Source organism: Streptomyces sp. NPDC088387 (assembly GCF_044753385.1).
GTDB lineage: Bacteria > Actinomycetota > Actinomycetes > Streptomycetales > Streptomycetaceae > Streptomyces.
The window spans coordinates 20,433-35,665 of sequence record NZ_JBIVNC010000017.1 but is presented as its reverse complement, the minus strand read 5'-3'; the positions used below and the strand labels follow the sequence as shown (position 1 = coordinate 35,665).

The 15,233-nt window shown below is 68.6% G+C and carries 16 protein-coding genes; 4 read left to right on the top strand and 12 right to left on the bottom strand.

What is annotated here, in order from left to right:
- Positions 1 to 92 precede the first annotated feature (92 nt).
- The 5 genes from ACIQAC_RS34135 to ACIQAC_RS34115 all read right to left on the bottom strand — a co-directional run bounded on the left by ACIQAC_RS34135 (position 93) and on the right by ACIQAC_RS34115 (position 3,900).
- Entirely contained in the window at positions 93 to 590 is a 498-nt protein-coding gene (locus ACIQAC_RS34135) for a hypothetical protein (protein WP_402198113.1), read from the bottom strand.
- Between the two features lie 418 nt (positions 591 to 1,008).
- Positions 1,009 to 1,467, bottom strand: a complete 459-nt coding sequence (locus ACIQAC_RS34130) for a hypothetical protein (RefSeq protein ID WP_402198111.1) — start codon at positions 1,465 to 1,467, stop codon at positions 1,009 to 1,011.
- A gap of 410 nt (positions 1,468 to 1,877) precedes the next feature.
- Positions 1,878 to 2,648, bottom strand: coding sequence for a hypothetical protein (locus tag ACIQAC_RS34125; protein ID WP_402198109.1), 771 nt, complete (start codon positions 2,646 to 2,648; stop codon positions 1,878 to 1,880).
- Between the two features lie 25 nt (positions 2,649 to 2,673).
- Positions 2,674 to 3,138, bottom strand: a complete 465-nt coding sequence (locus ACIQAC_RS34120) for a hypothetical protein (RefSeq protein WP_402198106.1) — start codon at positions 3,136 to 3,138, stop codon at positions 2,674 to 2,676.
- Between the two features lie 195 nt (positions 3,139 to 3,333).
- Positions 3,334 to 3,900: a hypothetical protein gene (locus tag ACIQAC_RS34115; RefSeq protein WP_402198104.1), complete on the bottom strand. Its 567-nt coding sequence runs from the start codon at positions 3,898 to 3,900 to the stop codon at positions 3,334 to 3,336.
- Between the two features lie 183 nt (positions 3,901 to 4,083).
- Here ACIQAC_RS34115 and ACIQAC_RS34110 point away from each other — a divergent pair, with 183 nt between their 5' ends.
- From ACIQAC_RS34110 to ACIQAC_RS34095, 4 genes are all read left to right on the top strand, one after another.
- Positions 4,084 to 5,163 carry a tyrosine-type recombinase/integrase gene (locus ACIQAC_RS34110; protein ID WP_402198101.1) on the top strand — a complete coding sequence of 360 codons (1,080 nt, stop codon included), beginning with the start codon at positions 4,084 to 4,086 and terminating at the stop codon, positions 5,161 to 5,163.
- Between the two features lie 4 nt (positions 5,164 to 5,167).
- Positions 5,168 to 5,494 (top strand): helix-turn-helix domain-containing protein, encoded by a 327-nt coding sequence (locus ACIQAC_RS34105; RefSeq protein ID WP_402198100.1) that lies wholly within the window; start codon positions 5,168 to 5,170, stop codon positions 5,492 to 5,494.
- 371 nt (positions 5,495 to 5,865) lie between these two features.
- Positions 5,866 to 7,239 (top strand): hypothetical protein, encoded by a 1,374-nt coding sequence (locus ACIQAC_RS34100; RefSeq protein ID WP_402198097.1) that lies wholly within the window; start codon positions 5,866 to 5,868, stop codon positions 7,237 to 7,239.
- Positions 7,240 to 7,290: 51 nt separating this feature from the next.
- Complete coding sequence (locus ACIQAC_RS34095) at positions 7,291 to 7,788, top strand: NUDIX hydrolase (protein ID WP_402198095.1); 498 nt, start codon at positions 7,291 to 7,293, stop codon at positions 7,786 to 7,788.
- Positions 7,789 to 7,871: 83 nt separating this feature from the next.
- Here the strand turns inward: ACIQAC_RS34095 and ACIQAC_RS34090 are convergent, their stop codons facing one another.
- The 7 genes from ACIQAC_RS34090 to ACIQAC_RS34060 form a co-directional block, all read right to left on the bottom strand.
- Positions 7,872 to 9,377, bottom strand: a complete 1,506-nt coding sequence (locus tag ACIQAC_RS34090; RefSeq protein ID WP_402198093.1) for a VirB4 family type IV secretion system protein — start codon at positions 9,375 to 9,377, stop codon at positions 7,872 to 7,874.
- Positions 9,378 to 9,405: 28 nt separating this feature from the next.
- The gene (locus tag ACIQAC_RS34085; RefSeq protein ID WP_402198090.1) at positions 9,406 to 9,864 is read right to left on the bottom strand and encodes a DUF6238 family protein; all 459 of its coding nucleotides are present in this window, start codon (positions 9,862 to 9,864) and stop codon (positions 9,406 to 9,408) included.
- Positions 9,865 to 9,970: 106 nt separating this feature from the next.
- Positions 9,971 to 11,443: an SCO6880 family protein gene (locus tag ACIQAC_RS34080; RefSeq protein WP_402198089.1), complete on the bottom strand. Its 1,473-nt coding sequence runs from the start codon at positions 11,441 to 11,443 to the stop codon at positions 9,971 to 9,973.
- Between the two features lie 78 nt (positions 11,444 to 11,521).
- A complete protein-coding gene (locus ACIQAC_RS34075) occupies positions 11,522 to 12,898 on the bottom strand; it encodes an ATP-binding protein (protein WP_402198087.1) in 1,377 nt (458 codons plus the stop codon).
- A gap of 35 nt (positions 12,899 to 12,933) precedes the next feature.
- Positions 12,934 to 13,626 (bottom strand): hypothetical protein, encoded by a 693-nt coding sequence (locus ACIQAC_RS34070; RefSeq protein WP_402198084.1) that lies wholly within the window; start codon positions 13,624 to 13,626, stop codon positions 12,934 to 12,936.
- Entirely contained in the window at positions 13,626 to 13,940 is a 315-nt protein-coding gene (locus ACIQAC_RS34065) for a DUF6112 family protein (RefSeq protein WP_402198081.1), read from the bottom strand. Before ACIQAC_RS34065 ends, ACIQAC_RS34070 begins: the two co-directional genes overlap by 1 nt.
- Positions 13,941 to 14,078: 138 nt before the next feature.
- Complete coding sequence (locus ACIQAC_RS34060; RefSeq protein WP_402198079.1) at positions 14,079 to 15,185, bottom strand: C40 family peptidase; 1,107 nt, start codon at positions 15,183 to 15,185, stop codon at positions 14,079 to 14,081.
- Positions 15,186 to 15,233: the final 48 nt, after the last annotated feature.

The following is a 15,233-nucleotide window of genomic DNA, read 5'->3' as shown; positions in this document are numbered from 1 at the left end:
TCCACGCAGTCACTGGCGGGGTGGGAGCATCAATGGTCCGGAGGAACGCCGGTTTGGCCAACCGGCGCATCCCGGCTATGTTTCCAGCGCCGTCAGCGAAACGGGTTCTCCGTCCCGAGGTCCGCCTCACTGGCTGCGTCGAGGAGTTCGAGCAGGTCACTGCCCTCGGCGTCGCGCTGGTCGATCCACCATCCGGCACGGGTGATGGATCGGGCCTTCTCCTCCAGCTCCGCCCAGTCCGCCTCGTCCCAACTGCCCTCGACGACCAGCGTGGTGTGCGCGGCCGTCATCAGCTGGTGGCGGGAGCGCTCGCCCCAGTCCAGGGCCTTCTCCGGGCCGTCCAACTGGGGCATGCCGAACCGCTTCGCCCACGCGACGGCTGCCTCCTGCTCCTCGGCGCGCTTCGCCGCGAGCCACTCCTCATTGGACTCGGAGTCGGCGTCGCGTGCCGCCTTCCAGCAGTCGGTGCAGTCCTTCGACGCGAGCCAGCCGGCAAAGCCCGCCCGCTTGTCGGCGGGACGATTGGACAGGTCATGATCCGCATGGTGGGAGCAGGCGTGCTCCACGGTCCACAGAGTACGCACGGCCATTAGCCGTTCTCCTTAAGAAGTTGGAAGGTGCTGGGGGCTACGTTCTGGTCAGGGCGCTTGATGCTGGGCGCGGTTGAGGCGCCCCATGCCGTCCAGTACGGCGCGCCACCCGGTCAGATGCTGGCGGGCGGCAGCTCGTTGAGAATGAGGCAGGCGGTGTCGAGGAGAGCCTCAGCGTGTGGGGCGACATGGGTGGTGTACGCCTCCACCGCCGCCTTGTCACCGTGGACGCGTACGGCTGCTGCGGCGCCCCGCGTGGGCGTGGACGGTGCGGCCGTAGCGGTCGCGTGACCTGGCGAGCGCGGCCTCGGTCTCGCGGCCCATGACCGCCATCGGCAGCCGGAAGTCGGGGGCCCCGTCGAGCAGTTCGAGAGCTACCAGGACAGGGCCGTCGGGACCGCCCGTTCCCGAGTGGGTTTCATCGGGACCGTCTGCCGACCGTCGCCGTCAGGTGGACGCTCGGGGCGTACGTGGGCTTCGGCGGGGTCGGCCGGGGCGACGGCGGGGAGGTGGTGGGCGGCATGGTTCGCTGTGTCGTTCGGCAGGCGGCCGCCTCGGCGAGACGGCTGCGGCGCTCCTGGAGCCCGTTGGACGGGCCGGGGGGTGCCGGGCCGGCGGAGAGGTCTGGGTCGAGCCGGGTGTCGGCCTGCACCGTGTAGCCGTTGCGGCGCAGATCGTGGACGGCCTGGCGGGTGCGGCGGACTCTGTCGCGCTCGGGCTCGCTGAGGCGGTACAGCCCGGGTTTTCCGGGAACGGGTTCGAACTGCTCGCGTTCCAGGTACCAATGGGCGATGTGTGCGGGCAGGGCGGAGGTGAAGGAGGCGACGACGTCGTATTCCTCGTGGTCGCCGAATGCGAAGTGGGTGCCGGGTTGCAAGGGGCAGGGTCCTTCTCGGGGTGTCAGGGCGGAGCTGTCAGGGCCTGCCGCGCGCGGGTCGGGCTGCGGTAAGGACGCGGGCAGGTGCTGCGCGACGGGGAGGCCCCCATGAGCTGGGATGTGCTCCCACGGGCTCGGTGCAAGAGCGATTCGCCATCGGTGAACCAGGTTTCGATGGGCTGGCTGCATGCGTGCATGGCGCCCCTTGGAGGCGCGGAACTGTCGCGGACTGCCTCGTCGAGCAGGTGCTCGGTATCTGTCACGGCGCCGGCCAGGCGCGAGTGTGCCGCGGGATTGCCGGTTACGGATGGTCAGCGACTGATGAGGTGCCGGCACATGGTCTCGACGTTGCGCGATGAAGGAACGAGTGGACGGGGAGTTCCCTGGAGCGAGCAAGGAACTGGAGAGGGTCAGCGCGTACGGCCGGCGGACCGGACCGTCTTCGGTGATGCCGGTGGAAGGGCTTCGGTGGCGGGCGCTGAGTGGCGGAGATTCACGCCGATGCCCTTGGCCGTGAGCTGCTGGACCACGCTGTGGACGCGCAGCGCACGATCCTCCTCTCCGTATGCGGTGGGCAGCAGGAACGCTGCTTGGTGCGGGTGGTATTGGAAGCCGTGGACGTACAGCGTCGTGCGGGCATCGGCCGGCACGGTTTCGTACGGTGCGCCGAGGGCTCCGTCGCTGTACAGGGTCAGGGTGAGGACCTGGTCGACCTGGGGCGGACTGGGCCGGCGCGGGGGCTCAGGCTGGTTCGCTGCATGGGTGAGGAGTGTGTACAGGGCTTGCTCGTATCGGGGCAGCAGTCGCCGGGTGACACGCGCCGCCGCCCGCGCGGGGTCGTTGGGAACGGCGATGCCGTGAGGTTCTCTGACTGCGTCGAGGTGGTGAGGCTTGATGTGTGCGCTGTCGGGGATGAGTGGTGCTACGACGAACTGGTGTGTGTGGAGGGGGCGGTCGATTGCGTACAACCGCTGGCCGGCCGGACCGTGGAGCACGGCGTCGTGGGTGAGGTCGTACTGGCTGACGATGTACTCGATGTGGCCGCGGTCCCAGAGGTGCTTGATGCGTGGGAACTGATCGGTGTACTGCGAGCGGTGCTGATATTCGCTGGTCCAGGCGCCGGGCAGGCGGGCGGCGAGGCGGGCGGCGAATGAGGACAGGTCGGTGCGACGTGACGGCATGTGTTCCTGAAGGGATGGGACGGCGCTATCGGATGTGGCGTGGCTGTGCCGGTCCCCCGGCTCGCGTCGGCCGGGCCGGGTGGACATGCCGGGGCCGCTCGTGCGAGACGGGGTGTGGGAGGAGCCCGAGCTGGGCGAGGCGATGGTCGATCGCCTCGATGAGGTGTTGGGCGCTACCGCCGTGACAGGCTTCGGGCCGCTCGGGGGCGCCCGCGACGTTGGAGGGAGCCGAGTCGTAGAGGACCTCGAACAACGCTTGGTCGTCGGGGTGTTCACGGGTCACGATCCACCCCTCCGGGTCTCCCAGCGGACGGTCGGAGGAGGGCTCCTGCGGCGGGCTGATGATCAGGTAGCTGTCGTCGGGTAGCGATACGCGCACCACGTAGGCGCTGAGGCCGAATTCGACGTCGCACTCCAGCCCGCGCTCTCGCAGCGGTGTGGTGATGTGCGCGTGGCGGCGCCACAACCGCTCCCACCAGCGGGTGCCCACGCGGCGATGGTCGGGAAGCGGTGCGAGCGCAGCCGCGCGGAGGGCGTCTGAGGCACTCGTTCCGTCATCAGCCACGGCTCCTCTTGCGGGAGGTCGGTGTGCGGTGTGACGGGTCCGGTGGATGGAGGTTGTCGGTGTTGCTGAGGTGGGTGGGGCGGTTCAGGGAACTCCTTGATGGGGTGAGGGCGGCCCGGGTCAGCGGTGGCGCCCTTCCGGTTTGGGCGGCGGTATCGGGCTCTGATGCTGTGTGGGCGGGCGGAAGAAGCGGTGGAGGTCGAGGTGGTCGGTGAGTTCCTGGACCGCATTGCCGAGTGACTCCGACGCGCGCCGCAGAGAGGCACGCGCCGTCGCGTGTTCGATGAGCATGCGGTTGTCCCGGAAGTATCGGTCGTTCTCGATGTGCGGCCGGGGCAGTGAGAGCGCGTTCTGCGCAGTCTCGGCGAAGTGCGGGATGGCCCGGCTCGACAGGGTGACCGCTGACGCCAGGTGTGTGAGGACGGTGCTGCCGGCACGGTTCGTGCTGTGGCTGGTACGGGCGAAGTCTGCGGTCAGCTGGGCGACATCACGGGCGAGAGCCTGGGCGTTGGTGGTGTGCTGGAGGAGTGCTGTGTAGGACGGTGAGGCCGGGACCTGGCCGGTGTCGTCCAGCAGTTCCCATTGCTCGAATGCTTTGGAGAGTTTGCCCTTGAGGGAGTTGAGCGCGTCGATGAGGTGGAGGGTGGTGGCGTGCGGGATCAGTTCGCGCTGAATATCGGGTTCCATGAGCCTCTTGCCGTTTGTCTCTACTCCCGCGGGTTCGATTCTCGCGGGTGCGTTGTCGTGACCAGCAGGTGCAGGTCGGCGGGGGTTCACTCGACGGGATGAAGAATCCGTCGTTCCGTCGGGATTCCTGAAGCCTTGGCTGTATCTCTGACGCATGCGCCAGTTCTGTGAACCGAGCGGCCGATGACCCTTGCTGTCGTCCGTAACCTGGCCTCGGCCCGAGCCCTGCGCACGGTCGAGGAGGTCGAGGTCTTCGAGCAGGAGATTGTCGACCAGTACGCGTTGGCGATGGCGTCTGCTGGCCTGACCGATGGCTACATCGGGAGTAGTCGGTCGGTGGTGATCGACTTCGCACGAACCTTGTCGGGCCCGTTGTGGACGGCTACCTGCGACGACGCAGATCGGTTCCTGGCGGGCCTCCGGCGTCTGGGCAACACCGCCAACACACGTGCTGGCAAGGCCGGTACGGTGGCTCAGTTCTTCGACTTCGTGGTCAGCCGCTACCAGGGCGACATCCATGCGCTGACGGGATACGTCGTTGAGCAGCCGATCGACGAGTACAACCGGCCTCCGGGCCGGGCGGCGGGGGAGCTGCGTATCCCTCCGTCCGACACTGAGGTCGATGTGCTGTTCCGTCAGTGGCGCGCGAGCATTCCCGAGTCGCGCAAGTACCTGCCTGCGGCGCGGAACTACTTCGCCGCCTCGCTCTGGCGACGGCTGGGCCTGCGGATCAACGAGACGATCATGCTTGACATCCGCGACTGGCGTCCTGACCTGGGTGAGTTCGGGAAGCTGCATGTCCGGTTCGGCATGGGCAGCAGAGGTCGCGGTGCCAAGCCCCGGCTGGTCCCCGCCATCAACGGCGCGGATCAGTTGATCGATTGGTGGCTTGCAGAGGTCCGCCACCAGTTCGGGGCTGACTGGTCGGATCCGGACGCGCCGATGCTGCCCAGCGAGCGTCACGACGAGCTGCTCAACCGGTGCGCGCGGGTCGGCGACGACGCCCTGCGTCAGGCGCTGAAGGCCCAGACGAAGCTCTGGCTCCCAGCGTGGGCGGGACGCCTGACTCCCCACGTCCTTCGGCACTACTGCGCCTCCTCTCTGTACGGCGACGGGATGGATCTCAAGGCGCTTCAGGAGCTGCTCGGGCACGAATGGCTGTCCACCACGACCCGCTACATCCACGTGCGCAGCGAGCACATCGAACGGGCGTGGACACAGGCCAATCAGCGGCTCGAAGCTCGTTTCGAAATGGAGGTGTGACCCCGTGCGCTGGAATCTGCGGATGAAGGCGGCCGAGTGCGGCATCTGGAAGTCCACGGATATGCGCCGCCAACTTGCCGCGGCCGGACTGGAGATCAGCGCGGGGAAGATGTCGGCGCTGTGGACCGGCGCCCCGACCACGATCCGCCTCGATGACCTGGACGTGATCTGTGCCGTCCTCGACTGCGACCCCACCGCGCTGCTGATCCGAGAGCCCGACAAGGTCGCCGCCCGCCGCCCCCAGCCGCAGCAGGCAGCGTCCGCCACGTCAGACACTTCCGTGGTGGTCACACCACGGTTCGGACGTCCTCGATCGGAACCGCCACTGTGAGCACCCCGCCGCCTCCGAAGTGCGCGATCTGCCAGGTCAACCGCATTGCGTGGTCCAAACCACGGATGGAGTTCTGCTACGAGTGCTTGCCCGGAGGCCCGGTCGGGCCACCTCCGTGCCGAAGCTGTGGGTCCCGTGACAGGTACTTCAGCCAGGGGCAGTGCGACTCGTGCCATCCCGGCGCCCCGATGCACCCCGGGTCGTGCCGTAGCTGCCTGGCCTGGGGTGTCCACCGTGCCCACAGCTGGTACTGCTGGAGCTGCCGCTGGTGGGCAACCCACTATCCGACGGCCGAATGCATGGTGTGCGGCTTCCACACCACGATCGGCGACGCCGGAACGTGCCGCCTGTGCAGTGTGGAAGGCCGTCGTGTGAAGGAGCCCGGCCGGGCGGTCGATCTCGCGGCGGTCAGCCGCAACGGCCAACAGCTTTACCTGGCCAACCTGCATCACACCTACGTGCCGCGTGGCAAACGGCACCGCTCGCCGGGTGAACCGGCAGACGTCGGAACAGTCCAACAACGCCTCGAGGTAACCGAGTTCACGGCGCTGCGGTGGAGACAACTGCTGCTGTTCCGCATGCCGCCGAACCAGGGAGCCCTGAAGCGACGCATCGCTGTCCCCGACACCGAAATGCTGGCCTTCTGCGACTCCGTCATGCGTGACCACGCCGCTCGGCACGGCTGGAGCAAGAAGCTCACCAACGAGGTCAAACGCTCCCTTAAGCTCCTGCACGCCCTTCAGGACACCCCCGGAGCGAAGATCCACGCCAGTGACGTCCTCGAACTGCCACGGATCGGCGGCACCGCGCTCTCGACGCTGGAGATCCTGGCCGCGGCCGACCTGCTCATCGACGACCGCACGCTGGCCGTACGGCACTACTTCACCAAACACACCGCCGACCTGCCGCCGACGATGGTGACCCAGCTCCAGACGTGGCTTGATGTCATGATCGAAGGAAGCCGGCAGGCGCCTCGCAGGCGGGCCCGGCACCCGCAGACCGCCCACCTGCACATTCTCGGCATGAGCCCCATCCTGCGAACGTGGGCGGAAACGGGGCGCCAGTCTCTGGCCGAGGTAAGTCGCAAGGACTTCCTCGCCGCTCTCCCAGCCAGAGGGGCACACCGCAACTTCGCCGAGCAAGGCTTCCGCTCGCTGTTCAAGGTCCTCAAGGCCCGAAAGATGATCTTTACCGACCCGACGCGTGGACTTCCCATCACTCCCGTCAACGCCACGGTGCCCCTCCCGCTGGACAGCGGGGCCATCCGCAAGGCGCTCAACTCGCCTGACCCCGCTGTGGCCCTGGCCGTCGCGCTCGTCGCCTTCCATGCGGTGACCAGCCCGCAGTTGGCGGCGATGAAGCTGACCGACATCCGGGACGGGCGCCTGACCCTGCAGGACCGAACGATCCCGCTGGCCGGTCCAGTCCTGACCCGCTTGTCTGCCTACCTCGACCATCGGTCGAAGATCTGGCCCGCGACGAGCAACGCGCACCTCTTCATCAACCGGAAGACGGCACCGCGAACTACACCGGTGAGCCGCAACTTTCCATGGATCGCAGCCCAGTTGAAGCCTCAGGCTCTGCGGGAGGACCGCATCCTTCAGGAGATCCACGCAACTGGCGGAGACGTCCGACGCATCTGTGATCTCTTCGGGCTCTCGATTTCCGCCGCAGTCCGTTACGCCAACACTCTCGAGCACCCGGACCTGGCCGACGGCGACGTCGGCACCCACTGCGTGAGGTAGGGCGGACACCCAAACGTGATCGCGAGAGAGGTTCCTGCGATCGTGTGTCGCATGGGTGAACTGGTTGAGCGGGTCGATGAGCAGGACCACGTCGTGGCGGTCGTCGAGCGTGGTGAGGCGATTCGGGAGCGTTGGCTGCACCGCATCGCGACAATCGTGTGCCGCGACGGCGATGGACGGATCCTTGTGCACCGTCGCCCGGACGATGATTCCCGCTTCCCCGGGCAGTTCAACTGGATGTTCGGTGGTGCCGTCGACGTTGGCGAGTCGTATGAGGAAGCCGCGGTCAGGGAACTGGCGGAGGAGCTCGGAGTCCGGGCCGATCCCCGCTTCGTGTTCAAGTTCCTGTGTGACGGCGTGATCAGCCCCTACTGGCTGGGCCTTCATGAAGTCGTGATCACAGCGCCGGTTCAGCCCGACCCCAAGGAAGTCGCCTGGTGCGACTGGCTGACCGAGCTCGAGATCGAAGAGTTCGTCCGCCGATCGGAGTTCATACCGGACGCCCGCGAGGCATTCGACCGATACCGAGCCCTGGGTGCCCCGCGTTAGCCTTTCGGTTAGGCTCGTCATTGCTCCACCACCCTTCGGTTCATGGGAATCAGCACGTCGGTATTCGTGAACTCACGGACCTTTCAGTGCATGCGGGCGTCGGTGTCGAAGAGCGCCAGCTCGTGTGAGTGAAGGAGGTGCTGGACGATGAAAGATCGTCCGGCGACTTTCCATAGGCCACGGCCTCGGTTGAGGTGGGCGATGGCGTCCATTTCGACGGAGGTCAGGCCGAGCAAGGAGGCTGCGGCGTGGAGTTGGTCGGTTTCCTGGCGGTAGATGATGCGGGTGGAGCAGTCGGCGAGGAGTCCTTCGGCCAGGGCGCGGCCCTGTGATCCGGCGTCACCGGCGGTGAGCAGGTCGGACAGCCGGTGGATCACCATGAGGTTGGCGATGCCGAGGCCCCGGGAGAGTTTCCATTGGGCCTGCATGCGCTGTAGGAGGCCGACGTGTCGCATCAGCCGCCATGCCTCGTCGTACACGATCCAGCGCCGGCCGCCGTTCGGGTCGGAGAGGGCGGACTCCATCCAGGCGCTCGCGCAGGTCATCGCGAGGACGAGGGCGGTGTCGTCGCCGGAGCCGCCGAGCCGGGACAGGTCGATGGTGAGCATTGGCGCGTTCGGGTCGAACGAGACGGTAGAGGGGGCATCGAACATGCCGGCAAGGTCACCGTGGACGAGGCGGCGCATTGCGTGGGCCAGGTCCCGGGCGGCGTCACCGAGCCGGCCCGACATCGCTCCGGCTGCCTCGTCGAGTGCGCTGGGGTTGTTGAGGGTGGTCGCGATGTCGCCGAGGAGAGGCGTGCGGTGTGTGTCGGCGGCGCGGGAGACGACGGCATCCAGGGCGACGTCAAGGGCTGTGTGCTCCATGGGCATAAGGGCCCGGCCCAGAACCGTCCGGGCCAGCGAGCCCAGCAGGAGCAGGCGGCGCTTGCGGGTCTCGCCCACCCAGTCGGCCTCGGTGACGTTCTCCGGGCGCGGGGCCGCGTCCAGGGGGTTCAGGCGTCCGGGCAGGCCGGGGCCGAGAGCGACGGACCGGCCACCGAGAGCTTGTGCCACCGGAGTCCACTCGCCCTTCGGGTCACAAGGCACGTAGACGCGGTAGCCGAAGGCGGCCGAACGCAGCGCGAAGGACTTGGCGAGCGCGCTCTTGCCCTGTCCGATCACCCCGGCAAGTAGGAGGTTGGGGTTGGTGAACCCTTCGACCTTGCCGTACAGCGCGAACGGATCGAAGACGAACGACGCTTCGGCGTGGACGTCGCGCCCGATGTAGATGCCCTCGGCGCCGAGTCCGCCTTCGGCGAGGAAGGGGTAGGCCCCGGCGGCCACGGCTGTCGTCATGCGGTGGGCGGGCAGTTTCAGCCGGTTCCACCGGGCGGAGGCGGGCCCGGGCCGTCCGTTCGGTGGGTAGAGCGCCACGGGCAACTCGCCCTCCGTGGACGTGTTTTCAGTCTGATGAGCGCCTGCTTCCGCGCGAACCTTGGCGGTGGTCTCGGCGAGCTGACGGCGGGCGGCTTTGCGGCTGGCGCGGTCGGTGTCGTGAGGGGTGAAGAGTGGGCTGGCGGACGCGCGTCGGGCGGGCCGGTGGCTCATCGGGGGCGCTCGTCTCTGCGGGTGGTGCTCATCGCACGCAGGCCGTGGTGTGCGGGCGGAGGTCGGTGGGGGTGGTCTTGCGGCGCACCGCGTGTCCGGAGGCGAGGTGACGCTGGCAGATCGTCAGCACGGGGGGTCCTTCGGGCAGCTGCTCCGGATGGCAGGCTTCCAGCTCAGCTTGTGTCGTTGTGCTGGGCAGCAGATGGAAGGCGGAGTGGACTTCGCTGGTGGCCTGCCAGAGCCGGGTGTGCGCGATGGTGAGGTGGCGGCCGGCGGCGGGGTGCGCAGGCCGGGTGCTGTCGGCGAGCCTGTCCACAAGCTGGTGCAGCGCGGTGAGGTGAGCGTGCAGTACGTCAAGGTGCGGGCGGTCCGCCCTCTTGGGCGGGTTCGTCTCCGACAGGGCCAGGGCTCTGGTGTGGTGGCGGATGCCGGCGCTCGCGGCGCGGAGGTAGGGGTGTGCGTCGTCCGGACGCAGGGGAAAGGTCAACGGTGATGGTCCTTCCTGCCGGACGGCAGGGGCCGTGACGGCTGGCCCGTCGTGGGTGATCGCAGGACAGCCGGCGATGCTGCTGTCAGGCGGGGACGGAATCGGTTCACAGGGCGGTCCGGGCGAGCGGGAGCGCGGCGAGGGCGAAGGCGTCGGGCTGCTGGTAGTTGAGCCGGCGGAGATCGACGCCGGAGGTGACGGCGCGGGTCTCGATCTGTGCGCAGGCGGCGTCCAAGAGGGCGTCGGTCTCGGCTGTGACGGTGACCAAGCCGGTCAGGGCGACATCGGCATGACCGGCGATGAGCTGGCGTTCGCGGGTCTTGACGTCGGCGTATTCGACGGAGTCCTCTTCGGAATCCACCTGCCCGCGGCGGGCACGTTCGTTGGCGTCGGCGATGATCGCTGACTTCTTGCGCTGGACGTCCCGCAGTGCGGACTCAAGCCCTTGCGGCACGTAGATGAGGGAGAGGCAACGGCGCACCCCGGCCGTGAACATGAGCCCCTGCAGGAACCCGGCTCCCACCTCGGTGCGCGGCCAGTTCTCCACCCAATAGGTCGCGTGCCGCGCGGTGTCGGTGGCGAGGCGGTCGTATTCCTCGAACTGGACAACGGGACCTGCGGCTGCCGGGTCGGCCTCGGCGCTGCCGGTCTCGGACCATTGCTGCAGGGCGGCGAGGGCCTTGGGGTCGTAGGCGGTGCGGACGACGGCGGCGATTTCCCGTGCGCTCAGCCAACCGGTGACCTGGAGCCCGGCATTGCGGGCGGCCTGCGCGATCGAGGCGGTGGTCTGCTCCATGACGGTGAACGCGCCGGGCAGCCCTCCGCCGGCCTGCGAGATCAGGCGCCGGGCGGCTTTGAGGTCGAGGGCGATGGCGAGATAGGTCTCGTGCGGGGCAGCGGCAGGACCGGCAGAGGCGACCAGCTCGGAGTAGATCTGTCCGGCCACCGGCGTCTGGGCGTGCCCGTGCTGGGTCCAGTGGCGGGTGAGGGAGTCGCCGCCGTCCGGGACGGTACGTTCCAGCACCTGCACGGTGGCGATGTGCCCGGTGCGGGCGATGCTCGCCAGGGCGCGCCCCCAGCTGTTCACGTGGTGATTCTGGGTGGCCGGGTCGAGGAGCGCGAAGGCGCGGCTGCTGACGCGGGCGACGGCCGTCAGGGTCTGTTGGTGCGGGTCGTGCACGGCTGCGGCGCCGTTGGCGGAGTCGCCAGGGGTGACGACCTTGAGAGAGGCGGTGGTGCCGGGCAGCTGGAGGACGCCGTCCTGCCGGGGCCGGGTGCGAGGCCGGGCAAGCCAGAGCGTCTGGCCGGTGCGCCGGCGGTGTGCGTAGCGGGCGACGATCGGCGCCCAGTCGATGAGCGAGCGGCCATGCCGTCGGATCGTGACGAGCGCACCGGACGTGGCCCACAACGGGGCCAGGACGAGGGCGCCGAGCAGTCCGGTGGACACCACCGTCATCAGGAGCAGCGCCAATGTGCATGAGACAAGCACGAGTTGGGGCATGGAGAGGCCGAGGAGGATGCCGCGGCGGCTCCTGTGCGGAAACTTCACCGTGACCGGGGTGACGGAGAGATCAGTCAAGGGATTCCTGGAGGCGCGGGTGGGACCCGGGGGCGGGAGGGCGCGTGCACATCCCGCCCCCGGGAGTCGGGCAGGGGATCAGGGGCCGGCCGGAGGCGGCGTCGGTGAGCCAGGCCCGCTCGACGCGGCGGTAGTTGAGCCGGACGACGGGGGCGCGCCTTGCGGCGGCGGGGCCGGGGCCGGTGGAGTGGACTGCCAACCACCGCCCTGGCCGGACGCTGCGCTGGTACCGGATCCGCCCGGTCCCGGGCTGCCGCCGACCCGGCTGCTGGTGTCGTCGGACACGTCCGTCGGTGCGGGCCGCACGGCCTTCTCCAGCCCGGACTTGACGGTACCGACAACGGGCAAGCTGTTCGTGGCACCCTGGGCGTCCTCCTTACCGCCTCCGCTGCCTGCGGTCGGACCGGCGGCGACATCGCCGGGAAAACCGCCAGCGTCGTCGGCGTCGGGACCGTGCGGCGCGGCCGCCGCACCAGCTGCCGCACCCCCTGTTCCAGCCGCAGCTCCTGCCGCGGCAGCCTTGCGGGCTGCGTTCTCGGCATGGGCCTTGGCGATCTGGACGCCCGCACCCCCGGCCCGGTGGATGGACTCGCCGTCGGTGCCATCGGCTGCCCAGTGGACGAACTTGAAGACGGCGTAGGGGCACAGCAGCACCAGGACCATGATCACGATGCCGGACATGACGTCAGCCAGGGCGGCGATACCGTCCTTGGGCTCGGTCTCGCCCATCGCGGCGACACCTAGCACGAAGATCACGGTCATCAGCAGCTTGGAGACGACGAGGGTGGCGGTGGCCTCGATCCATCCCTTGCGCCACCGGCGTGCGACCTCCCAGCCGCCGCCCGCGGACGCGAAGACGGCCAGCGTGACCATGACGAGGATGCCGACCTTGCGGACCATCATCACGCACCAGTAGAGAGTGGCGCCCATGGCGGAGCCGAGACCGGCGACGACGGCGACGAGCCAGCCCAACACAGAGAGCCCCGGGATCTGGCCGACCTTCAGCATGCGGCGCACGGCCGACTCGATGTTCAGATGCGCGGCCTTGAACAGTCCGTCGCTGACGGCGTCGACCACTTCGACGGCGACCGTGGTCATCGTGATGGCGCAGAACGCGAACAGCACTCCGGACGCGGTGCCGGTGAACGCTTGTGCGAGGGCTTGTCCGTCGCGTCGGACGGCAGCCCGAACCAGTTGCGCGCAGAAGGTGGCGACCAGCAGGACCAGGCCAAGTGGAAGCAGCATCTCGTAGTTGTCGACGAACCATCCGGCGTTCAGATCCACTCTCGTGGTGGTGTCGACCGCCTCGGCAGCCAAGTCGGCCGCCGCGGCTGCCAGTTCACCGGCGGACTTCGCCATCCAGTCACCCATGGCCTTGGCGGGGTCCGACGCGAAATCCACGGCGTCACCGACCGCACACAGCTTGTCGGCCAGGGGGTAATCACAGAAACCCACAGTGCGTTACTCCTGACTTTCTTGTCTGGTGCGGGTCACTGGGTGACGCTCGGGGCGATGGCGGCCAGGGTGCAGTCGGCGTTCGGGCGGCACTGGACGGCGAGGGTCACGGCCCGGTCCTCGGCTCCGGCACCGCCCTGTTTCCAGGAGATCTCCTGCTTGCCGTTGACGGTGACGACGTAGATGTACGCCTCGGTGATCGCGGACGGGTCCTCGGCCAGTGCCTGCTTGAACGCGCTGGGGTAGTGGCCTTCGGTGACCGTGCCAGTGGCGTGCTGGTCCTGGTCGGCCATCCGTGACCACAGCACCGGATCGGGAACCTGTCCCGAGATGGACGCCCAGTCGGCGTACTCGGTCTCCTTGGTCATCCAGGCCCGCATGCCTGCGAGTTGCTGGTCGCGGCTGGTGTCGCGGCTGTCGTAGGACCACAGCATCTGCGCCGCCGCCATCGCGAACCCGATCGGCTCGGCGATTTGCGCGGGTGTGGGCACTGATCCGGATCCGGAGGAAGGGCTCGGGGTCACTTCGGTGGAGGACGGGCTGTCAGCCGGGGCGGGCACGGCGGTGTCCGGCTCCTGGTGTCCGTTCCCATTGCCGGTCAGCAGGGCGACGACCCCGGCGATGACGAGCAGGACGGCGACGACGCAGGCGACGATCGCGACGCGTCGGTTGGCCGACCAGCCCGCGCCGTACGAGGACAGCGAAACGGAGGGAAAGCGACGGCGCATCATTGGACCTGAGCCCCCAGGCCGGAGAAGAAGGCCACGATTCCATTCGCGGCGCCCAGACCGAGGGCAGCCCCGGCGGCCACGACCGCGCCCTTCTTCCCGTTGGCCTCAGCCTGGTGACCACCGGTGTGGTGCCCCCAGGCCCATACGCCCAGTGAGACGGCGAGGGCTCCGACAACGGCGATGATCCCGAACATGTTGATGCTGTTGACCACGTTCTTCAGCACACTCAGCCCAGGCAAACCGCCGCCCTGAGGCGTGATTCCTGGATCGTAGGCGAGCTGGATGACGCGGTCTGCGAGGGGGACGGACATGAGTGTGGCGGGGCTCCTTGTATACGCGGGCCGGGCGGGGCCGGCGGAAAGACGGGAAGCGGCGGGGGAGTGGCGCTCGGGGCGCGGACGTGACCGCGGCGGCCTCCCGCCCAGTGCGGGTTCCGGGCGACAGAGGCGTCACAGGACGCGGCGGGCTGCGAGAACCGTCCAGTCCTTGATCGGGGTGATCCGGACCGGCTTGGTGGTGCGCGGCGCCTCGATCACGAGACCCTCGCCCATGTACATGCCGACGTGCTCGGGCCGGGCGGTGGTGCCACGGCTGAAGATCAGGTCACCAGGCTCAAGTTGTGCGGGCGATGCCGCTCTGCCCTCGGTGATCTGCGTATAGGTGGTGCGGGTCAGGGTTACGCCGGCGTGTGCGTACGCCTGTTGCATGAGGCTGGAGCAGTCGCAGCGGCCCATGGGGTCGGGGCCGTGCGGGTCGGTGCAGGACCCGCCCCACTGGTAGAGCGTGCCGAGCTGGTGCATCGCCCACTCGATGGCCTTGCGTGCCTTCGGATCGGCCTTCTTGGGGATCGCGTAGCCATTCGGGACGCTTCCCTCGGGGATCGGGCCGAAGGCGGAGCCGTCCTGGTCCGGCGTACAGCCGGCTGGCGGTTGCTCTTCGTCCGCGTCGCCGCCGCCGCTGGGGAAGGTCTCGGCGATGGCGCCCTGCAACGCAGCGGCCAGGGTCTCCCACTGCGCGTATGCGTCCGGCAGGCCGGATTTCTGCACGGCTTGGGCGGCCTGGGTGACGGTCATCTGCTGCCAGCCGTCCACCCTGAGCAAGTGCTTGTAGAACTGCTCGGAGGCGTAGACCGGATCACGGATCTGCTGTGCGTTGCCCCAGCCTTGGGACGGGCGCTGCTGGAACAGGCCGAGCGAGTCGCGGTCGCCGTAGTTCAGGTTGCGCAGTCGGCTCTCCTGCATCGCCGTGGCGAGCGCGATGACCCGGCCCTTCTCGGGGACGTCGAGCGAGAGGCCGGCGGCCACGATCGTCCGGGCGTTGGGGACTTGCTCGGCGGGCAGGTCCAGGCCTTCGACGCGGACGTCCTGACCGGACGCTCCGTCGAGGAACTTGGCGACCTGTTCGGCTACCTCGTCAGTGTCGATGTCGGTCGAGCAGTTACTGAAGGAGCCGCTGTTTTGCACGGCGTCGGCGGTGGAGGCCAGCATCATGCCGGTGCCGGCGATCAGGATTGGGGCGAGGAAGACGACGCCGATGCCGACGACGAGCCCTTTCAACCGGAGCAGACCACTCGTGCTTCAGCGGCTACCGGCAATGATGGGTGG

Bases quoted from the DNA above. Each gene is read 5' to 3' on its own strand.
- ACIQAC_RS34065 (WP_402198081.1), bottom strand. From the start codon at position 13,940: ATGTCCGTCCCCCTCGCAGACCGCGTCATCCAGCTCGCCTACGATCCA.
- ACIQAC_RS34115 (WP_402198104.1), bottom strand. From the start codon at position 3,900: ATGGAACCCGATATTCAGCGCGAACTGATCCCGCACGCCACCACCCTC.
- ACIQAC_RS34125 (WP_402198109.1), bottom strand. From the start codon at position 2,648: ATGCCGTCACGTCGCACCGACCTGTCCTCATTCGCCGCCCGCCTCGCC.
- ACIQAC_RS34070 (WP_402198084.1), bottom strand. From the start codon at position 13,626: ATGCGCCGTCGCTTTCCCTCCGTTTCGCTGTCCTCGTACGGCGCGGGC.
- ACIQAC_RS34135 (WP_402198113.1), bottom strand. From the start codon at position 590: ATGGCCGTGCGTACTCTGTGGACCGTGGAGCACGCCTGCTCCCACCAT.
- ACIQAC_RS34090 (WP_402198093.1), bottom strand. From the start codon at position 9,377: ATGAGCCACCGGCCCGCCCGACGCGCGTCCGCCAGCCCACTCTTCACC.
- ACIQAC_RS34095 (WP_402198095.1), top strand. From the start codon at position 7,291: ATGGGTGAACTGGTTGAGCGGGTCGATGAGCAGGACCACGTCGTGGCG.
- ACIQAC_RS34110 (WP_402198101.1), top strand. From the start codon at position 4,084: ATGACCCTTGCTGTCGTCCGTAACCTGGCCTCGGCCCGAGCCCTGCGC.